Annotated in this window: 17 protein-coding genes and 1 pseudogene; 5 read left to right on the top strand and 13 right to left on the bottom strand. The window is 69.3% G+C overall.

All coding sequences use genetic code 11. From position 1 onward, the window contains the following. Positions 1-272 precede the first annotated feature (272 nt). Positions 273-1322 carry an ATP-binding protein gene (locus tag ACYQ1K_RS19530; RefSeq protein WP_459984931.1) on the bottom strand — a complete coding sequence of 350 codons (1050 nt, stop codon included), beginning with the start codon at positions 1320-1322 and terminating at the stop codon, positions 273-275. Positions 1323-1644: 322 nt separating this feature from the next. Here ACYQ1K_RS19530 and ACYQ1K_RS19525 point away from each other — a divergent pair, with 322 nt between their 5' ends. After that, complete coding sequence (locus ACYQ1K_RS19525) at positions 1645-1812, top strand: hypothetical protein (protein WP_459984930.1); 168 nt, start codon at positions 1645-1647, stop codon at positions 1810-1812. A gap of 212 nt (positions 1813-2024) precedes the next feature. Here ACYQ1K_RS19525 and ACYQ1K_RS19520 read toward each other — a convergent pair whose 3' ends face one another. From ACYQ1K_RS19520 to ACYQ1K_RS19505, 4 genes and pseudogenes are all read right to left on the bottom strand, one after another. After that, on the bottom strand, positions 2025-3440 hold the full coding sequence (locus ACYQ1K_RS19520; RefSeq protein ID WP_459984929.1) for an ATP-binding protein: 1416 nt from the start codon (positions 3438-3440) through the stop codon (positions 2025-2027). A 380-nt stretch (positions 3441-3820) separates the two neighbouring features. Then, positions 3821-3950: pseudogene (locus ACYQ1K_RS19515) on the bottom strand (lipoyl synthase); the annotation flags it as partial. 49 nt (positions 3951-3999) lie between these two features. Continuing rightward, positions 4000-4713, bottom strand: coding sequence for a response regulator (locus tag ACYQ1K_RS19510; RefSeq protein ID WP_459984928.1), 714 nt, complete (start codon positions 4711-4713; stop codon positions 4000-4002). Then, positions 4710-6329, bottom strand: a complete 1620-nt coding sequence (locus tag ACYQ1K_RS19505) for an ATP-binding protein (protein WP_459984927.1) — start codon at positions 6327-6329, stop codon at positions 4710-4712. Before ACYQ1K_RS19505 ends, ACYQ1K_RS19510 begins: the two co-directional genes overlap by 4 nt. A gap of 137 nt (positions 6330-6466) precedes the next feature. Between ACYQ1K_RS19505 and ACYQ1K_RS19500 the strand changes: the two genes are divergently transcribed. From ACYQ1K_RS19500 to ACYQ1K_RS19490, 3 genes are all read left to right on the top strand, one after another. After that, a complete protein-coding gene (locus ACYQ1K_RS19500) occupies positions 6467-7873 on the top strand; it encodes a cation:dicarboxylate symporter family transporter (RefSeq protein ID WP_459984926.1) in 1407 nt (468 codons plus the stop codon). Positions 7874-8244: 371 nt separating this feature from the next. Beyond that, the gene (locus ACYQ1K_RS19495; RefSeq protein ID WP_459984925.1) at positions 8245-8526 is read left to right on the top strand and encodes a hypothetical protein; all 282 of its coding nucleotides are present in this window, start codon (positions 8245-8247) and stop codon (positions 8524-8526) included. Beyond that, positions 8523-8957: a PIN domain-containing protein gene (locus ACYQ1K_RS19490; protein ID WP_459984924.1), complete on the top strand. Its 435-nt coding sequence runs from the start codon at positions 8523-8525 to the stop codon at positions 8955-8957. The genes ACYQ1K_RS19495 and ACYQ1K_RS19490 overlap by 4 nt, the downstream gene beginning before the upstream one ends. A gap of 12 nt (positions 8958-8969) precedes the next feature. Here ACYQ1K_RS19490 and ACYQ1K_RS19485 read toward each other — a convergent pair whose 3' ends face one another. The 8 genes from ACYQ1K_RS19485 to ACYQ1K_RS19450 form a co-directional block, all read right to left on the bottom strand. Beyond that, positions 8970-9671 carry a nucleotidyl transferase AbiEii/AbiGii toxin family protein gene (locus ACYQ1K_RS19485; RefSeq protein ID WP_459984923.1) on the bottom strand — a complete coding sequence of 234 codons (702 nt, stop codon included), beginning with the start codon at positions 9669-9671 and terminating at the stop codon, positions 8970-8972. A 19-nt stretch (positions 9672-9690) separates the two neighbouring features. After that, positions 9691-10152 (bottom strand): helix-turn-helix domain-containing protein, encoded by a 462-nt coding sequence (locus ACYQ1K_RS19480; protein WP_459984922.1) that lies wholly within the window; start codon positions 10150-10152, stop codon positions 9691-9693. Positions 10153-10227: 75 nt separating this feature from the next. Next, the gene (gene speB / locus ACYQ1K_RS19475) at positions 10228-11244 is read right to left on the bottom strand and encodes an agmatinase (protein ID WP_459984921.1); all 1017 of its coding nucleotides are present in this window, start codon (positions 11242-11244) and stop codon (positions 10228-10230) included. Next, positions 11244-12683 carry a purine-cytosine permease family protein gene (locus ACYQ1K_RS19470; protein ID WP_459984920.1) on the bottom strand — a complete coding sequence of 480 codons (1440 nt, stop codon included), beginning with the start codon at positions 12681-12683 and terminating at the stop codon, positions 11244-11246. Before ACYQ1K_RS19470 ends, speB begins: the two co-directional genes overlap by 1 nt. 25 nt (positions 12684-12708) lie before the next feature. Beyond that, a complete protein-coding gene (locus ACYQ1K_RS19465; protein WP_459984919.1) occupies positions 12709-14148 on the bottom strand; it encodes an aminobutyraldehyde dehydrogenase in 1440 nt (479 codons plus the stop codon). Next, the gene (locus ACYQ1K_RS19460) at positions 14145-14552 is read right to left on the bottom strand and encodes a gluconate 2-dehydrogenase subunit 3 family protein (RefSeq protein ID WP_459984918.1); all 408 of its coding nucleotides are present in this window, start codon (positions 14550-14552) and stop codon (positions 14145-14147) included. The genes ACYQ1K_RS19465 and ACYQ1K_RS19460 overlap by 4 nt, the downstream gene beginning before the upstream one ends. A 22-nt stretch (positions 14553-14574) precedes the next feature. Beyond that, complete coding sequence (locus ACYQ1K_RS19455) at positions 14575-16197, bottom strand: GMC family oxidoreductase (RefSeq protein WP_459984917.1); 1623 nt, start codon at positions 16195-16197, stop codon at positions 14575-14577. A 178-nt stretch (positions 16198-16375) separates the two neighbouring features. Next, positions 16376-17911, bottom strand: a complete 1536-nt coding sequence (locus ACYQ1K_RS19450; RefSeq protein WP_459984916.1) for a PucR family transcriptional regulator — start codon at positions 17909-17911, stop codon at positions 16376-16378. A 183-nt stretch (positions 17912-18094) separates the two neighbouring features. Between ACYQ1K_RS19450 and ACYQ1K_RS19445 the strand changes: the two genes are divergently transcribed. Next, positions 18095-18547, top strand: coding sequence for a MaoC family dehydratase (locus tag ACYQ1K_RS19445; RefSeq protein WP_459984915.1), 453 nt, complete (start codon positions 18095-18097; stop codon positions 18545-18547). Positions 18548-18592 lie beyond the last annotated feature (45 nt).

Genomic DNA, 18592 nt, shown 5'->3' with positions numbered 1-18592 from the left:
GCTCCACGTCTACCTCGCGTGCGACGACGCCTGCGGCTGTGGTCCTCACGCCATGCCCGGCCTCGCCGCCTGACGAGTCGAGGTGATCCGGGAGATCTTCGTGGACACCCTGTGCAACGCAACCTGGACACTGCCCCGCCACGCGCGTCTTCACGCGAACGCCTAGGTTCAGCCAAACGTGAACTTGGAGGCCGTATACGAATGGCACCGGAGTTCACCTGCCAGTGAGGAAGTGCGTCTCCACAAGACGGGCTGAGAACGATGAGCACAGGTCACGCCCTCCAGAGGGTGTCCACGGGAACGGCGGCGATCTGGTCGCCGAACGGGGTCGCGGTCATGCCGGTATGGAGGATGAGTCCACCGACAAACCGCTTGCCGAGCCTGTCGCGCAGCTGGCTCAGCCACTTGTTGTCGCCGCGGGCCACGCGGGAGGTCGACTTGACCTCGAGGCCAGCCACTCGACCGTCGGGCGCTTCGAGAATGAAGTCGACCTCACTGCCCGCCCGGTCTCGGAAGTGACTGATCTGCAGGCTCTCCTCGGCCCAGGCTCGTTGGCGGCGCAGCTCGCCGGCTACGAACCCCTCGAGCAGATGACCCGCTGTCTCGGCGTAGGCACCAAGGCCGGCGCCGACGGCCGAGACATTGAGTAGGCGCGCGGCCAGCCCGGTGTCGAGCAGGGACACTTTCGGACGCGATACGACGCGCTTGGTCAGGTTGGTCGACCAGGCCGGAACACGCTGGATCAGGTAAAGGGTCTCCAGGAGCTCGATGAGTCGAGTCAACGAGCTCGCGGGGATGCCAGTCAGGTCGGACAGGTCGGCGGTGTTGAGCTCCTCGCTGTTGCGCGCCGCCAGCCAGCGCAGGAGCAAGGGAAGGTCAGCGAGCCGCTGGAGGTTGCTGACATCAGGTGCGTCACGCTCCACGATCCGGCGCAGATAGTTGTCCAGCCACGCATTGCGACGGCGCCCCGGCGTACGGGCCAGCGCCTCGGGATAGCCGCCGGCGATGGCCCGTTCGAGGTAGTCGTGGCGCGTCAGGGAGCTCTCGCCATCGACGAACAGTTCGCCGGCGAGGAGCCGATCCAGGAACGTCTCGCGGTGACCGGCGAGCTCGCCTTGACTGAAGCCGTGCAGCTCGATGCTCTCGGCGCGACCTGCCAGGCTGTCCTGAGCCGCCGGCAGGCGCAGCAGGTCAGCGGAGCCCGTGACCAGGAAGCGCCCCGGCCGAGGATCACGATCGACGACGAGCTTGACCGCCAGGACGATCTCTGGCACTCGCTGGATCTCGTCGACCGCGAGCAGGCCATCCGGGTTTTGCAGCACCAGTCATGCTGGTGGATTCGCAGCACTCTGCTGGTGGATTCGCAAGAACTACGCGAGGGCGGCCGAGGCTTGAGTCTCAGCGCCACCTATGGGTGGCGGTGACACTCAAGCCTGCGGGAATGGTCGAACGCTGCGAGCCCACCTCAGCCTTTCCGGTCATCGCGGGCTTCGGGATACGCATGGGACGTGACGTGGCCGCTGATCGTGATGCCTCACGTCGATCCGCCGGTCGGCCGTGACGGGCTTGGCTGGTTCGGCCGGTCAGCCCCGGAAGGCGGGCGAGAAAGGCTCGACCTTCGCGCACTTCGCGGCCAGGTCACGAATGCTCTGCCATGCGACCACCAACATCGAACTGCTGATCACAGGTGGCACTCGCATCGTGGCGCTGTTCTTCGGCATCCTGTACGGATCAGCGCTGCTCGGCGTCGCCGTCGCCTTCATCTTGAAGCGTGCGCGCCCAGCGACCTACGCACGTATCGGGCGTCAGTAGCCGGCACAGACGACAGAGGGTGCCCCGGCCATCCGGTCGGGGCACCCTCTCGTTTGTCTGCGTGCCTGACAGGCTCTGCACCGCACACGTGGAGCAGGACCTCGCTGTGCGCATTCCCGCGAGCAAGGCATCCAAGACTGCTTGCGATGTATGCGGAATGAGACAGCGCTCGTTGCCGGCGGGGGCGCTCGCCGGGAGGGTGTCGAGGAATGCTAGTACGCCGCGATGAGGTCCTCAGGGGCGAAGTGAGCAACGCCATCGACCTCGCACCCCGATCGGGACACCACAACCAGCGGGGCGTCCGAGGAAGCGCCTGGCAGCTGCGTCCGGTGCGTCAGAAGCTGGCCGAGGTCCTTGCCGTCGAACGCAGCGTTCTCGAGCCACTTGATCGAGCCGACGGCCAGAATCTCCGTCGCGACCGGCTGGCGGTCCGCGATCACGATGTCGATCTCGGGCACGTTCGTCCGCGTCCAGTAGCCGCCGACGACGCCGGGGGCACCGTTCGCGCCACCCGCAACGGGCGGCGCCAGACGGTCGAGCGCCTCGCGCAGCACCGGCTCGATGGCGCGCCCGCGCCACGACGTCCACGAGGCCTGGACGCGCGCCAGCACCCGGTCGCCGCGACCTCGCTCGACCTCCGCGACGTACGGCCCGACGAACGCCAACCAGAACCGCAGGTAGGGGTCCGCCACCCGATACCGCTTGTCTCTGCTTCCCGATCTCGTCGACAGCGGCTGGTCCGCGGCCACGATGCGCTTGGACGTCAAGACGTTCAACGAACGGGTCAGCGACATCTGCGGCAGATCGCCCGTCTGTCGGCCGATGTTCGTGAATGTCCGCTCACCGCTACCAATGGTGCCCAGGACAAGACGCGCCTGCGCATCCGTCGGGAACTCCGCCGCCAGCGCACGCTCTGCTGACACCAACAATGCCGATGTCGGGTCGTTGAGTGCCTGCTCCAAGTAGTCCCACATCGACATTCCGCGCCGCCACTCACCGCAGATCAGCGGGAGCCCGCCGGTGACCAGGTAGGCATCGAACGCCTCCGCCGGAGCAAGGTCGAGCATCGCCCCCACCTCCGCCGGCGTCAGCGGCGGAACCACCATCTCCGTCGCACGCTGGTGGAACGGTCGGCCATACTCGTTGAGCGCCTCCATCATCGCCAGGTCCGACCCGATGCCGATGAGAAGCACACGGTGCGCAGACAAGTCGCGGTCGAACGAACGCTGCAAGGTGCCCTCGAACCCGTCGTCGTTCGCAACCAGGTAGGGCAGCTCGTCGAAGATGACTACGCTCCCCGTCTCGGGCAGCGCACTCGAGAGCAGCCGCAGCGCCGCGTCCCATGAGTCCAGCTGAACGCCGCGGAACAACGCGGCACCGGGCAGGTCCGAGGCGGCCACCTCGGCACAGAAGAGACGCAGCTCCTCCTGCACGGGACGCCCGACTGCGGTATAGAAGAGGTACGGCACGCCGCAGCGATCGACGAACTCCTCGACGAGGCGCGACTTGCCGACTCGGCGGCGCCCGCGGATCAGCAACGCCTTCCCCGGCTTCCGATCCTCGGACGCGTCGACGCGCTCGAGGAGCGCAGACAGTCGTCGTAGCTGGTCATCACGGCCAACGAACATCGATACCCCTCACGCTCACATCAGAGATACTACATTTCATGTTAGTATCACCGATGATAGTTGTCTCTTCCAAGGTTCGCTACCGGGTGTTCCAGGTGAGGTAGTACATCGTCTACGTCAGGGACGTGGACTCGGGTGGTCGGTCGCGACGGCAGGGCCGTGGTCGTCTCACCCGCGCCCGCCGAGGAGACCAAGCAGGAGCGCTGGGATCGGTTGGCATGTACAGGGCAGATCCAACTGAAGGAGCATGACCCCGAGGCGCTGGAGAATCTGCCCGTGATGAGCGGCGTCGGCGCTGCACCAGATCATCGTCGCCGCTGGCAGGACCGGGGCGACGCTGGCCTCCTCGCGGCTGCTGGAACTCGATGCGAGACGAACTTCGATCCGACCGGCGCGGGACGAGCGCACCAGCGGGCCGGACATGACGCCGGAGAAGCCGATCTGGGTGGCCTCGGCCTCCAGTTCGACGAACTCCTCCGGCTTGACCCACCGCTCCACCGGGTGGTGGCGGAGTCCAAGTCATCGGCACGGCACGGCACCTCAGGAGAGTCTTCGTGCCTCACGTAGACATCGAGGGTGCTCGGCGCCAGTGGTAGGCCACCTCGGGCCGCCCCCCGCCGCCACCGTAGCGAGGCCGGCGATCGGCGAGCCCGAGATCCGCGAGGTGCTCGAGGTAGCGGCGGGCGGTCACCCGCGAGACACCGACGAGCGTGGCGACCTCGCTCGCCGAGAGGTCGTCGCCGGCGTCGCGGACGGCACTCGTCACCTCGCGAAGAGTCTCGGCGCTCATCCCCTTGGGCAGCGGCGCGCCGGTCCTCGGTCGCAGTGCGCCGAGCAGCTGGTCGACCTCGTCCTGGACCACCTCCCGAGGAGAGGACTCCAGGTGAGCACGGTAGGCGGCGTACTGCTCGAGCTTGGACCGGAACGTCGCGAACGTGAACGGCTTGAGGAGGTAGAGCACCACGCCCTGTGCCACCGCCTGCCGGACCACCTCGGTGTCGCGGGCCGCAGTCACGGCGATCACGTCGCACAGGTGACCCGCGGACCGCAGGCTCGGGAGCAGTCCCAGCCCGTGCCCGTCGGGCAGGTTCATGTCGAGGAGGACCAGGTCGACCGGCTCGCCCCTGTCCCGAGCGGAGTCGAGGGCCCGCATCGTCTCCGCGGCGGACCGGGCGACACCCGCGAGCGAGAAGCCGGGCACCCGCCCGACGTAGGAGGCATGCGCCTCCGCCGCGCGCCCCTCGTCCTCGACCACCAGCACTCGAACGGTCATCGACCGTCCTCCCCGAGCCCCAAACCGAGACCGGGACCGAGCCCCAGCGTGACGGTGAGCTCCGCACCACCCAGCTCGGACCGGCCGATCGTCACGTCGCCATCGTGGCGGCGCGCGACCTGGACCACCAGGGCCAGTCCGAGGCCGCGGCCCGCCCCGGGCGCCGCCTTCGTCGTCCAGCCGCGGTCGAGGACCCGGGCGGCCGCCTCCGCGTCGAGTCCGGCGCCGCTGTCACCGACGCGGACCTGCAGGCTCGTGGAGTCTCCGCCGAGGTGGACGGCGACCCGCTTGGTGCTGGCGTCCGCGACCGCGTCGAAGGCGTTGTCGAGGAGGTTGCCGAGCACGGTCACGAGATCGCGGGCCGGGACGCCCGTCGCGTCGGGCACCTCTCCGGCGACCGTCAGCTCGATGCCGCGTTCGGCCGCCTCGGCGGTCTTGCCGAGCAGGAGCGCCGCGACCACGGGGTCGTCCACGGCGCCGACGACCTTGTCGGTGAGCAGCTGGGCGACCTGGAGCTCCTCGGTCGCGAAGTCCACCGCCTCCTCGCTGCGCCCCATCTCGATCAGGGACACCACGGTGTGGAGCCGGTTGGCGGCCTCGTGGTTCTGGGAGCGCAGGGACTCCGTGAGGCTGCGGACCATCTCGAGCTCGCCGGTCACCGACCGCAGCTCGGTGTGGTCGCGCAGCGTGACCACCGAGCCGACCTCACGCCCGTGCCAGTGGGCGGGAGCAGTGGAGACGACGAGCATGCGGTCACCCGCCAGGTAGATCTCGTCGGACTCCGCCTGCCGGCCGAGAGCCGCGGAGACCAGACCGGGCGCGAGGCCGAGCTCGCCGACGTGGCGACCGACCACGTCCTCGGGAAGGTCGAGGAGACGGCGCGCCTCGTCGTTGACGAGCTGGACGCGCCCCTCGCCGTCCAGCAGGAGGAGGCCCTCCCGGACGGCGTGGAGCACCGCCGAGTAGTACTCATACATCCGGGCGATCTCGCGCTCGCCCATCCCGTGGGTCGCCCGCTTCAACCGCCTGCTCACCAGCCACGCCGCAACGACGCCGAGGACGAGGACCAGTCCCGCCGCGGCGAGGATCACGGCCACGTCACGTCGGAGCTCCTGGTCGATGTCTCTGACCGCGATCCCGACCGACACGAGCGCCGAGACCCGATGCCCGTCGAACACCGGCACGACCGCCCGGACCGATGGTCCGAGGGTGCCGGCGTACTCCTGGGTGAACACGCGACCCTGGGGCGCCCCGCCGAGGTCGCCAACGAACGGCTTGCCGATGTTGGCGGGATTCGGGTGGGTGTAGCGGGTGCGGTCGAGGGCCATGACGACCACGAAGTCGGTGTCAGTGTCCTTGCGCACCTGCTCGGCGTACGGCTGGAGGACCGCGGTCGCGCCCGGTCCCGTCACCGCGCGTTGGACCGTCGGCGAGTCGGCGACGGTCTCGGCGACGTCCACCGCACGCTCGGTGGCGCGGGCGCGCGCACCGCGCTGGGCGTCGTACGCCGCCAACCCGATCGCGGAGAGGACCAGCAGCACGACGACCGCCACCTGCAGGAGGAGGACCTGCCGGGCGACCGAGGCATCCCGGAAGGGGTGGGCGCTGCGGAGCACCTCGGCATTCTCCCCCAGGCGGTCACGTGCTCTATGACCGACGTCACGAACACAATGACCGCAACGGTGACGACGGTCACAAGGACCCGGACAGTGGGCATGTCAGCCGGGACGTCCCGGCCCACCAGGAGGTCACCATGAGCAACAGCGTCACCGTCGAACCGCGCACCGGAGGCCCGCACGCCCGCCGAGACCGCACGCACTACCTGTACGTCGCCGTGGTCGGCGCCGTGCTCGCCGGCATCGTCGTCGGACTCGCCGCCCCCGAGTTCGCGCTCAAGCTCGCTCCTCTGGGCGAAGCGTTCATCGGGCTGATCAAGATGATGATCCAGCCGATCATCTTCTGCACGATCGTGCTCGGCGTCGGGTCGGTCGCAAGCGCGGCGCGGGTCGGCAAGGTCGGCGGGCTCGCGCTCGGCTACTTCCTCGCGATGTCGACCTTCGCCCTCGCGATCGGCCTCGTCGTGGGCAACCTGCTCCACCCGGGCTCCGGCCTGCACCTGACCCACGCGCTTGCCGCGGCCGGGCAGGAGAAGGCCGCCGCCGGCCACGGCAGCACGACCGACTTCCTCCTCAACATCATCCCGACGTCGCTCTTCTCCGCTCTCACCTCCGGGGAAGTGCTACAGACGCTTCTGGTCGCCCTGCTGGTCGGGTTCGCGGTGCAGTCGATGGGCACGGCCGGCAAGCCGGTGCTGCGGGTGATCGAGCACGTGCAGCGCCTGGTGTTCCGTGTGCTCTCGATCATCATGTGGGCAGCGCCCGTGGGCGCGTTCGGCGCCATCGCCTCCGTGACCGGCGCCGGCGGATGGGAGGCGCTGAAGAGCCTGGGCCTGCTGATGGTCGGCTTCTACCTCACCTGCGCGCTCTTCGTGTTCGTCGTGCTCGGGCTCGTCCTCAAGGTCGCCGCGGGCGTCAACATCTTCTCCTTGCTGCGCTATCTCGGCCGGGAGTTCCTGCTGATCCTGTCCACGTCCTCCTCCGAGTCTGCCCTCCCCCGCCTGATCGCCAAGATGGAGCACGTCGGCGTCGACCGCACCACCGTCGGCGTCGTCGTGCCCACCGGCTACTCGTTCAATCTCGACGGCACCGCCATCTACATGACGATGGCGTCGCTCTTCATCGCTCAGGCGCTCGGCGACCCGCTCTCCATCGGCCAGCAGATCTCGTTGCTCGTGTTCTTGATGATCGCCTCGAAGGGCGCCGCAGGCGTCACGGGCGCCGGCCTGTCGACGCTCGCCGGCGGCCTGAGCGCCCACCGCCCCGACCTGGTCGACGGCGTCGGGCTCATCGTCGGCATCGACCGCTTCATGTCCGAGTGCCGCGCCCTGACCAACTTCGCCGGCAACGCGGTCGCGACCGTGCTGATCGGCCACTGGACCGGCGGTCTCGACCGTGCGCAGATGGACCGCGTGTTCGCCGGCGCGGCGCCCTTCGACGAGACCACGATGGTCGACGACCGCGCCGACCACCCCACCACCCAAACCGGATCCGAGGTCGAGCCCGCGACCGAGGTCGCCGCGGATCGGCTCCAGCTCGTCTGATCCGCCGAGCGGCGGGCGCCCGGAGGATCCGGGCGCCCGCTGCGCTGGCAGGCCTGGACCCGTCACCTTGCCGGGCGCGGCGTCTCAATCACGATGTCCTGCCCGCACGCCGGGTGCCGACTGTCACGGCTTCCCTGCCACCGTCGGCACCTACGGAGTCCGGGTGCCGCTCGACCTCTCGCAGCTCCCGCTCCCCTGGCTCGGCGTCGACTCCGCGGCAAGCGCCCAAGCGCTCAGCCGCATCACCCGAGCACTGGCCGACCCGCCGAGCTTCGTGCATCGCGGACCCATGCGCACTCGATCCCGCCCGCCCGACCGCGCTCCGGGCCCCGAGGTAGTACATGGGCTACATGAGGGCGTACGGTGGAGGCATGAGGACGATAAACCGACGCACCTTCAACCAGGAGGTCTCGCGTGTCGTCAACCAGGTCATCGAGACCGGCGAAGCCGTGAAGGTGGTCGGTCGCGACGGCCGGGCGGTGCTCGTCTCACCCGCACCTGTCGAGGAGACCAAGCAGGAGCGCTGGGATCGACTGGTGCGCTCGGGCCAGATCGAGCTGAAGCAACATGACCCCGAGGCGCTGGCGAGGCTGCCCGTGATGAGGGGGGTGGACCTGGATGCTGTCATGGCTGATATGGAGGAGGACCGGTGACCGTCCTCACGGGCGCTGTCACGGTCGAGAGCGCGCCGAAGTACCTGTACGTGGACTCCTCGTCGCTGATACGCGTGGCCATGGGCGATCACAACGCCGCCGCGTTGCACCGAACCATCGTCGCCGCTGGCAGGTCAGCGACACTGGTGTCCTCGCGGTTGCTCGAGCTCGAGGCGAGACGAACCTCGGTCCGACTGGCTCTGGACGGTGTGGACGCCTCCCCCATCGACGCGTGGGTGAAGGAGACCACGCTCCTGCCCATCGATGACGACGTCTGGCGGGGGGCCATGCGGATCCGACCTCATGTGAAGACTCTCGACTCGCTGCACCTCGCCACTGCCTCGCTGGTCCCCGACTGCGCCATGCTCACCTCCGACCAGAACATGAAGCAGGTCGGCAGGTCGCTCGGCATCGAGGTCCTCGACGTCTGATGCTTCGACCGGTCAGCCCGGAAGGGTGGTCGAGTTGAGAACCTCGATCTTCGCGCACGTTGCGGCCAGGTCACGGATGCTCTGCCAGACGACGGCACGGGGAGCGTCCATCCTGAGGGCGCGCATGCATTCATCGAGCCGCTGGGGGCGCTCGCGGAGACGCTCGACGGCCTTGTTGAGGCTCTCGCCGACCGTCTTTCCGTAGGCGCCTACCGCCTTGGCGGCACCAGCGTGGAGGACGGCGATCTCGGGTCTCATCATGGCAAGGTCGATGAGATCGCGGCTGAAGGTGGAGGTATCGGCCCAGCGGTCGTCATTGGCGAGCAGCTTGGTCGCGACCTGGTCAGCCCTTGTCAGGGTCCGCACCCCGCAGATCGCTTGCTCCGGAGCCGGAACATCGAGGTCGATTCGGCCTTCGTGCACGATCTCGAGCTTGATCTGCACGCCTGCAGTGAGAACTGAGGCGCGGATGCCGTAGCCGTCGATGACAGGTGGCCGCGGGGTGCGCAGCCCTCGCCCGGCCAGGGCGTCGAGACCGTGAACTCGCACGACCTCGCGCAGCGCTCGGTAGGAACGAGCCTCAGAGACGAGGAAGTCGATGTCCGCCGATTCGCGGTACTCGTCGTTCGCGAGGACGATCGCCGTGCCACCTCCGAACCAGCAACAGTGTTCGACCAGGAGCGACGCATCCAGTGTCGACAGCAGCTCGGCCACCTGCTGATGGTGCCGTCGCCTAAACAAGGAGGCGCCCGTGACTGTAGGTGTCGGCCAGATGCTGGATGAACGCCTTCTCGCGGTCCGTCAGATTCTCCTGGTCGAGGTGTCGCCATCCGCGCTCGTAGAGGTTGAGGGCCTCAGTCTCGGTGATGGTGGTCCCAGCATCGGTCTGCCACGCCAGGGCTCGAAGACCGGGGTACGCGCCCACGCGGACGGTCTCCGGCTCGTCTGCCGGCCCGTCCAGGATCGGCACGATGAGATGGACCCCCAGTGCTCCGGCGACATTGCAGTAGGCGCCGATCGTGACCGACGGGTTGCCTGCCTCGATCCTGTGAAGGGTCACACGTGAGACTCCGGCGGCCTCGGCGCAGGCGACGGCCGACACGCCCAGGGCCTTACGACGCTCCCTGAGGCGCGCTCCAATGCGCTCGAGATCCGCCTGCTGCTCGGCGCCCATGGAGGGGCTGGTCGCTGGCATGTATCTCATTTTAGACGATGACACCCGGATGTCTACGATGAGAAACACAGCATCGACGGCCGGCCCGGCCCTGCCCTAGACCAAGGCCACGTCCTCGGCGCGTCGGTCGTCCACGAGCCCGGAGGACGGCGTCTTGCTCATGAGGGTGACGAGGTCGAAGGCCACGGTCGCGGCCGCCACGCAGGTGACCTCCGCATGGTCGTAGTCGGGGGCGGTCTCGACCACGTCGGCGCCGACGATGTTCAAGCCGTCGAGCCTTCGCAGCACATGCAGCAGCTCGCGGCTGTTCAACCCACCCATCTCCGGCGTGCCGGTGCCCGGCGCGAAGGCGGGGTCGAGCACGTCGATGTCGATCGAGACGTAGACGGGCGTGTCGCCGACGCGCTGGCGGATCGCGTCCGCGGCGCCGTCGACTCCGAGCACGTCGAGGTCGCCGGCGCGGATGATCCGGAAGCCGAAGGACGCGTCGTCGACGAGGTCCATCCGGTCGTAGATGGGACCGCGGATGCCGACGTGGATCGACTTGTCCTCCGCGAGCAGGCCGTCCTCGAAGGCCCGCCGGAAGACGGTCCCGTGCGTGGTGGGCGCCTTGAAGTAGGTGTCCCACGTGTCCAGGTGGGCATCGAAGTGGACGAGCGCGATCGGGCCGTGCTGGGCGTGGGCGGCCCGCAGCATCGGCAGCGCGACGGTGTGGTCGCCCCCGAGGGTGACGATCCGGCGACCCTCGGTGCCGAGCACGTCGCGGGCCATGCTCTCGATCTGCTGCATCGCCTCCGCGATGTCGTACGGCGTGCAGGGGACGTCGCCGGCGTCGACGACCTGGATCTCCTCCAGCGGAGCCGTGTCGAGCTCGACATGGAACCGCGGGCGCAGGTGCCGCGACGCCTGCCGGATGCCCATCGGCCCGAACCGGGCGCCCGGGCGGTAGGAGGTGCCGCCGTCGAAGGGCACTCCGAGGATGGCGACGTCGTAGTCGGGCACCGACTCGAGCATCGGGATCCGGGCGAAGGTGCCCAGGCCGGCGTACCGCGGGACCTTCGTCGCCTCGAGGGCGCCGATCGGCTGGTGCGCGCTCGTTCTGGGGTGGTTCATCAGGAGATCTCCGTTTCGGGGGTGAGGGCAGGGGTGTCGAGCTCGAGGGCGGGCGATGCCGCGCCGGCTGATCGGCGCCAGACCTGGAGCAGTCCGAGGTAGATGAAGCACGTGGCGATGCTCCCCACGATCCAGGAGGTGTCGACGGCTCCCGTCTGCTTCGCGATCGGCCCGACGTAGAGCGTCGTCGACATGAAGGGGATCTGGACGAGGCATCCGAGGACGTAGCTGAGCAGGGCCGGGACGTTGAAGGCGCCGTAGCCGCTCCTCGGGTCGCTGAACGAGTCCGCGTCGTAGTCGCCCTTGTGCACCAGGTAGAAGTCGACGAGGTTGATGATGCTCCACGGCACCAGCAGGTAGGCGAGGACCAGGATGAAGTTGGTGTAGTCGGTGACGAAGTTGTCCGAGACGGTCGTCGAGACGATGAACACCGCGACCGCGAGCAGCACTGCGGTGAGGTGCCGGGCGGAGGCCCGCGGCGCCCAGGACAGCTTGAAGGTCTGGAGGCAGGTGAGCACGCAGAGGGACGAGCCGTACATGTTGATGACACCCGCATCGATCGCGCCGAGGAAGAACATCAGCATCACGAAGACGAACACGGCGTGCGGCATGATGCCGTCCAGCTCCACGAGGCCGCCGTCCTGGCCGAGTCCGGCGACCAGGAAGGCGCCGACGGACATGGCTCCGATGACGCCCAGGACGGTGCCGGCGTAGGTGTACCAGAAGGCGGCCCGGGTCGAGGTGGACGAGGGCAGGTAGCGCGAGTAGTCCGAGACGTACGGCGCGTAGGAGAGCTGCCACACGCCAACGACCGAGGCCATGCCGAGGAAGCCCGCCCAGTTGAAGGAGCCGCCCGCGCTGGCGAGGTGCGCCGCCCCTCCGTCGGCGGCGTGGATGCCCGTGTAGACGAGCGTGAGCACCAGGGCCACCGCCGAGAGCCAGACCATCACGCGGTTGAAGCGGAGGATGAGCTGGTAGCCGACAACGACGGCGAACAGGGTCAGCCCCGTGCTGAGGAACAACCCCGCGGTGGTGCCCAGGCCGGTCCACACGGCCCCCAGGGTCTGCTGGGCCAAGACCATCAGGGCCACGATCCAGCCGACGTAGATCAAGATCACGATCACCGTGATGGGGACCGATCCGAACATCCCGAACTGTGCGCGGGCCTGGATCATCTGCGGGACGCCGAGCTTCGAGCCCTGCGCCGAGTGCAGCGCCATGAAGACCGCACCGACCAGGCTGCCGACGATGATCGCGAGCACCGTCGACGTCACGTCGAGGCCGAAGACGGTCGGTCCGAGGAGGCCGGTGACGACGGCCAGCGGGATGATCTGGACGGTGAACCAGAAGGAGAATAGGTGCTGGACCTTCCCGGTCCGCTGGGACTCCGGGACCGGTTGGATCGTCAGGCCTTCGACGAGGGTGCTTTCCTGCGACATGACGGTGTTCCTTCGCTGCTGAGGGTCACGCGTGGTGCTTGACCATGACGTGCTTGGTGCGGGAGTAGTCGTCGAGCGCGCACGCCGACAGGTCGCGTCCGTAGCCGGAGGACTTGAAGCCGCCCCACGGCATCTCGGTGGCGAAGGCGAGGTGGTCGTTGACCCAGACGGTGCCGAAGTCGAGGCGTCCGGGCAGGGTGGCGGCGCGTCGGGCGCTCTCGGTCCACACCGACGCCGAGAGTCCGTAGCGCGTGGCGTTGGCGGCGGCGACGGCGGCGTCCTCGTCGGTGAAGGTCTCCACGGTGACGACCGGACCGAAGATCTCCTCGGTCGTGCAGGCCGCACCGGCCGGGATGTCGACGAGCACCGTCGGGTCCACGAAGAAGCCCGGTCGCTCCGGTGCCTGACCACCGACGGCGGCTCGCGCCCCGTCGGCTCTCGCCTGGTCCAGCGCGCCGACCACTCGGTCGCGGTGCTCGCGTGAGACCAGCGGGCCCATGTCGACGTCGTCGCCGTCCGTCGGCGCGCCGACGACCATCGCGGAGACCCGCTTCACCAGGCGGTCGACGAGCTCATCGTGGACACGGGCGTCGACCAGCACCCGGCAGGCGGCGCCGCAGTCCTGGCCGGAGTTGCCGAAGCCGGCGAACACGAGGCCGTCGGCGACTGCGTCGAGGTCGGCGTCGGCGAAGACGAGGACCGGCGCCTTGCCCCCCAGCTCGAGGTGGACCCGCTTGAGGGTGCTCGCGGCGGCGGCTGCGACAGCCTGTCCACTGCGGACACTGCCGGTCACCGAGACGAGGTCGATGCCCGGGTGGGTGGCGATCGCGTGACCGACGACCGCTCCGTCGCCCGTGATCACGTTCAGCACGCCGGGCGGGAGCACGTCACGCACGAGCTCGGCGAGCCGAAGCGTGCTCAGCGGGGTCTGCTCGGACGGCTTGAGCACGCAGGTGTTGCCGGCGGCGAGGATCGGTCCGAGCTTCCACGCGGCCATCAGGAGCGGGTAGTTCCAGGGCGTGATCGCTCCGACGACGCCGACCGGCTCGCGGAGAATCGTCGAGGTGCGCCCCTCGACGTACTCCCCGGAGCCGAGGCCGACCTGGGCGCGGACCGCACCCGCCATGAAGCGGAAGGTGTCGACCGTCCCGGCGACGTCGTCGTCGGCCAGGCCGGCGGGCTTGCCCGTGTTGCGGGACTCGAGCCGGGCCAGCTCGGCGGCGTGGTCCTCGACGATCGCCGCGATGGCGAGGAGCACGTCGGCGCGGTCCTTCGGCGTACGCCGGCCCCACTCCTGCGCGGCGCGCCGCGCCGCCTCGACCGCGCGGTCGACGTCGCCGGGGGTGCCGCGGCGGGCGTGCGTGATGACCTGCTCGGTCGCCGGGTCGACGACCTCCTGGGTCGACGGACCGTCACCCTGCCAGGGTGCGCCGTCGATGATGTGGTCGAGCACGGTGGTCGTCATGCGAGATCAGCTCCATGGATGTCGAAGCCGCGGTCCGCGACCACCTCGAGGAGGTCGGCATAGCTGTCGACGTCGTCGTGTGCCTGTCGCGGAGCCGGGCGGTAGTGGAGGGCGCCCTGCACCTGCGGGCTTTGCAGGTAGGCGCCGGAGATGGCGGTGGTGAGGGAGGCGAAGACCTCGGCGTAGCCGGTCGAGAGCAGGTCCAGCGCTGCGGCGGCGTCGAGGCCGTCGGTGAGGGCGAGCGCCTGTTCCACGTCGGGCACGAGGTCGGGCCGGAATCCGAGCGCCCGGTCGATCAGCTCCGTCGGCACCCCGGCGTCGGAGGCGGACGGGAAGTCGCCGGCGCCGGGGATCAGCACGTCGGACAGGGCGGCGAGGCGCTCACGGGCGGTCGGGTCGAGCATCACAGACATCCCTTCTCTCGTCTCAGGAGGCCGAGACCTGGTGGTGCCGGTTGTCGGCGAGGTGGCGGGCGGCACGCAGCGCGATCGCCATGATCGTGGCGGTGGGGTTCACGCCGGTCGAGGTGACGAAGTTGCTGCCGTCGAGCACGAACAGGTTGGCGATGTCGTGCGACCGGCCCCACTGGTCGACCACCGAGTCCGCACGGTCGTCGCCCATCCGGGCGCTGCCGAGGAGATGCCACCCGCTGTCGCGGACGACCGGGACGACCTCGATGTTCTTCGCGCCGGCGGCCTCGTGTGCCTCCACCGCGCGGGCGATGTGGAAGTCGAGCAGCTTCTGGTTGTTCTCGCCGATCCGGTAGTTGATCCTCGGGGCGGGGATGCCGTCGGAGTCGGTCAGCTCACTGTCCAGGACGACCTCGTTGCTCTCGTCCGGCAGGTCCTCGGTGGTGATGCCCCACTCGAGGGTCCGGCCGAAGGTGGACTCCAGGCGCTGGTGGAAGTTGGCGCCGAAGCCCTGGCGCCAGTCCGTGCCCGGCTCCCAGAGCACCCGGTTGAGCGCCCCGGGGGTCGGCATGAGGTTCCACTTGCCGCCACGCACGAAGCCGCGCGACTCGTCGGTCTCGTAGAACTCCAGCGACTGCAGCGCCTGGCCGGCGGGGCCGAGGTGGCCCTCGAGGTCCTCGTCGTAGGTGCCGTACACCGATGCGTAGGGGTGGATCATCAGCCGCTTGCCGACCAGGCCCGAGGAGTTGCCGAGTCCGTCGGTGTGGCCGGCGGTCGCCGAGTTGAGCAGGATCCGCGGTGTGCCGAGGCCGTTCGCGGCGAGGATCGTGATGCCCGCCTTCTGGTGGTGCCACTGGCCCGAGCGGTCGATGAACTCGGCGCCGGCGACCAGGCCGTTCGGATCGAGGGTGAGCTTGCTGACCCGGGCACCGGTGATCAGCACGGCCCCTGCCGCGATGGCGTCCGGCCAGTAGGTCAGGTCGGCACTTGCCTTCGCGCCGGCCGGGCAGCCGGACTCGCAGGCGCCGAAGCGCTGACAGGCGGGGCGGTTGCGGAACTGACGCGAGGCGATCGCGTTGGGAGCCGGCCACCAGTGCCAGCCCAGCTTGTCCATGCCGCGAGCGGCGCGCAGCCCGGCCTCGCCGATCGGCAGCGGCGGGAGCGGGAAGGTGTGGGCGTCGGGGTACGACGGGTCGCCCTCGAGTCCTGAGACGCCGATGTGATGGGTGACCTCGTCGTAGAACGGGCGGAGGTCCTCATAGGTGAAGGGCCAGTCCTCGGCCACGCCGTCGAGGCTCTTGACCCGGAAGTCCGAGGGCAGCGCTCGGACCCAGTGGCCGGAGTAGAGGATGGTGCTGCCACCGACGCCGTTGAACATCAACGGGTCCATCGGACTGTTGTCGGTGTTGATCGGGTAGTCGGCCTCGTTGCCCCGCGTGTTGGGGTTGGCGCTCCACTTCTTGAGCCGCGCCAGCTCCCACTGCGGCTTGTCGCCGGTGAAGTCGTCGGGGAGGTTCCAGTCGCCCTGCTCGAGGCAGACGACCTTGAACCCGCGCCGCGCCAGCTCGTACGCCGCGACGGCGCCCGAGGGGCCTGCGCCGACGATCAGAACGTCGGCGTCTTCCACTGGTGTCTGCACGTTCATGCTTCCCTCGCGTCGGATCGGTGGAGCCCTGTGGCGTGCCACCACTCTGCTCGCCACGCGGGTCCTGGCGCTGCCCGCCATTCGCCACAGCCCCGACAAAGACTTTCGTGCGATCGCACAACCGCATGCGCGCGCTTCTCCACCGCGTCCGCAGGCTCGGCGGGCCAGCCGATCAGGGGTGGGTCGTCGCGGCTCCGCTCCCCCGGGCCGGCGCGATCAGCGACTGCGCGCGCAGGGCGAGCCACAGCTCGGCGATGTCGGCGGTCTCGCTCGTCGAACGGCCGGTGATCTCCTCGACCTTGCGGATCCGGTAGAGCACCGTCTGGCGGTGCACCTGCATCGTGTCCGCCGTCTTCTGCCAGGATCGCTGGCAGCGCAGGAAGCTGTCCAGGGTGGCGAGCAGCGGTGTGTCGTGCATGCGCTCGTACTCCAGAAGCGGACCGAGCACCCGGGCCACGAGCGCCGCGGCGTCGTCGAGCCCGCCGATGCCGATGAACGGCGTCGCCTCGCCGTAGTGGAACGTGCGGCCGACCGATCCCTCGGCGGCCCGGAGGGCCCAGGCCGCCTCGCGCAGGGCCTCCGGTGCGCGCTCGACAGCGCCCAGCGGCCCGCTCACGCCGATCAGCGCGTGTGGACCGAGGTCGGCGCGCAGCACCTCATGCACCTCGCTCGCGGAAGACGCCAGGAGGTGGAGCACGCCGGACCGATAGGTGACGGCATGGACGATGCGGTTGCGCCACAGGGCGATGTGGACATCGCGCAGCCGCTCGGCATCGTCCCCGCGCACGGCGTACAGGCGCGACCTGGCCACGTCGAGACCGAGGCCCCGGAGCTGCCGGCGCGCCGCGCGAGGCTCGGCTCGCCCCTCGGTCAGCTGCGTGAGGAGCTCAGCCCCGAGCCTGCGTCGGTGCTCCATGGCCACGACGCTCTGGGAGAGCTCGAGGGCGAGCACCGTGACCGCGTGCTGCATCAAGATCGCGTCGACGGCGTTGCGACCCTTGGACACCAGGACCATGAGGGCTCCCTGCTGCGTCGGGATGTCGATCAGCCGCACGTCGCGACCGTCGGGCAACGGGACCACGAGGGCGCCTGCGCGCAGGTCGGCTCGGCCGTGCGCGATGTCCCGGAGCGTGCCGGCCAGCACGGCGTCGAACCTCGGGTCGCCCGGATACCACGGCTCACCCGACGCGCGGTGGCACACGTGGACCTCGCAGCCGAGGACCTGCGCCAGAGGCTCGCGCAGGACGGACGCCCCCTCATCGGTGCTCACCATGCGCTGCAGGGTCCGGTAGATCTTCTCCGTGCGCACGAGTCGGTCCGACTGCTCGACGAGGTTGGCGGCCGCGACCGCCTGGGAGATCGCCACGAACGGCATCGGGAACTCGACCGACAGCACACTCAGACCGAGCCGCTCGCTGGTCGCGAGCAGCTCGTCGGTCAGCGGCGGGCAGTACATCTGGTCGCCGATCGCGAGCGCGCTGGCGCCCGCCTCGTCGAGCCTCTCGATCAGCGCGCGCTGCTCAGGCCCCTCCGCTGGGAAGGACATCCCGTTGGTCAGCAGCAGCTCGCCGCCTGTCAGCCAGCGCCACGGCTCGGGAAGGTCCGAGACGTGGGTCCACGACACCGAGCGCCGTACGCCGTCCTCGCCGGAGACCAGACTCAGCCTCAGGTGCGGCATCTCCAGCAGGTCCGCGACCGTGATCGCCATGGGCTGAGGATAGGCGCGAGACCGGCGACGCGAGGAGACATGTGTGCGCTCGTGTGATACAAAACTGAGCGAACGCATACCTGAGCGATCGCTTACTTCTGTGGTCTGGGATGCCTCCGTGCCGATGATCCGTCATCGCGGCGAGACTCCCACCAGCTCGCATCCGAACGGAGAACGCCCCCTATGCACACCTTCCACAACCTCGCCGAGCTCCAGGCCGCCGAAGGAACCACCCTCGGCACCTCCTCCTGGCTTCGCATCGACCAGGCGCGCATCAACGACTTCGCCGAGGCGACCGGGGACTTCCAGTGGATCCACGTCGACACCGAGCGCGCCCGCGCAGGACAGTTCGGCACGACGATCGCCCACGGCTACCTGACGCTGTCCCTCGTGCCGCTCCTCGGCTCCGAGACCTACGCCTTCGACGGCTGGCCGACGGTCGTCAACTACGGCCTGGACCGTGTCCGGTTCCTCAACCCCGTCCGCTGCGACAGCCACATCCGCGCGACGGTCGACCTCGTCACCGTCACCCCCGTCGACGCAGGCGTCCAGGCCAAGCTCCGCTACACCGTGGAGATCCAGGGTGAGACCCGGCCTGCCTGCGTGGCGGAGACGATCGTGCTGCTGGCCTCCTGAGAGCCACGTCCGGCGTTGAGCGTGAGGGTGAGAGGGCGCCGGCGA

The organism is Nocardioides sp. AN3 (assembly GCF_054653495.1).
This window is presented reverse-complemented; position numbering and strand designations above follow the sequence as displayed.

What these genes read in the sequence shown, in the direction of transcription:
- speB (WP_459984921.1), bottom strand. Translation starts at nt 11,244, where the DNA reads ATGAACCACCCCAGAACGAGCGCGCACCAGCCGATCGGCGCCCTCGAG.
- ACYQ1K_RS19465 (WP_459984919.1), bottom strand. Translation starts at nt 14,148, where the DNA reads ATGACGACCACCGTGCTCGACCACATCATCGACGGCGCACCCTGGCAG.
- ACYQ1K_RS19520 (WP_459984929.1), bottom strand. Translation starts at nt 3,440, where the DNA reads ATGTTCGTTGGCCGTGATGACCAGCTACGACGACTGTCTGCGCTCCTC.
- ACYQ1K_RS19445 (WP_459984915.1), top strand. Translation starts at nt 18,095, where the DNA reads ATGCACACCTTCCACAACCTCGCCGAGCTCCAGGCCGCCGAAGGAACC.
- ACYQ1K_RS19500 (WP_459984926.1), top strand. Translation starts at nt 6,467, where the DNA reads ATGAGCAACAGCGTCACCGTCGAACCGCGCACCGGAGGCCCGCACGCC.
- ACYQ1K_RS19510 (WP_459984928.1), bottom strand. Translation starts at nt 4,713, where the DNA reads ATGACCGTTCGAGTGCTGGTGGTCGAGGACGAGGGGCGCGCGGCGGAG.
- ACYQ1K_RS19495 (WP_459984925.1), top strand. Translation starts at nt 8,245, where the DNA reads ATGAGGACGATAAACCGACGCACCTTCAACCAGGAGGTCTCGCGTGTC.
- ACYQ1K_RS19480 (WP_459984922.1), bottom strand. Translation starts at nt 10,152, where the DNA reads ATGCCAGCGACCAGCCCCTCCATGGGCGCCGAGCAGCAGGCGGATCTC.
- ACYQ1K_RS19450 (WP_459984916.1), bottom strand. Translation starts at nt 17,911, where the DNA reads ATGGCGATCACGGTCGCGGACCTGCTGGAGATGCCGCACCTGAGGCTG.
- ACYQ1K_RS19460 (WP_459984918.1), bottom strand. Translation starts at nt 14,552, where the DNA reads ATGCTCGACCCGACCGCCCGTGAGCGCCTCGCCGCCCTGTCCGACGTG.
- ACYQ1K_RS19525 (WP_459984930.1), top strand. Translation starts at nt 1,645, where the DNA reads ATGCTCTGCCATGCGACCACCAACATCGAACTGCTGATCACAGGTGGC.
- ACYQ1K_RS19470 (WP_459984920.1), bottom strand. Translation starts at nt 12,683, where the DNA reads ATGTCGCAGGAAAGCACCCTCGTCGAAGGCCTGACGATCCAACCGGTC.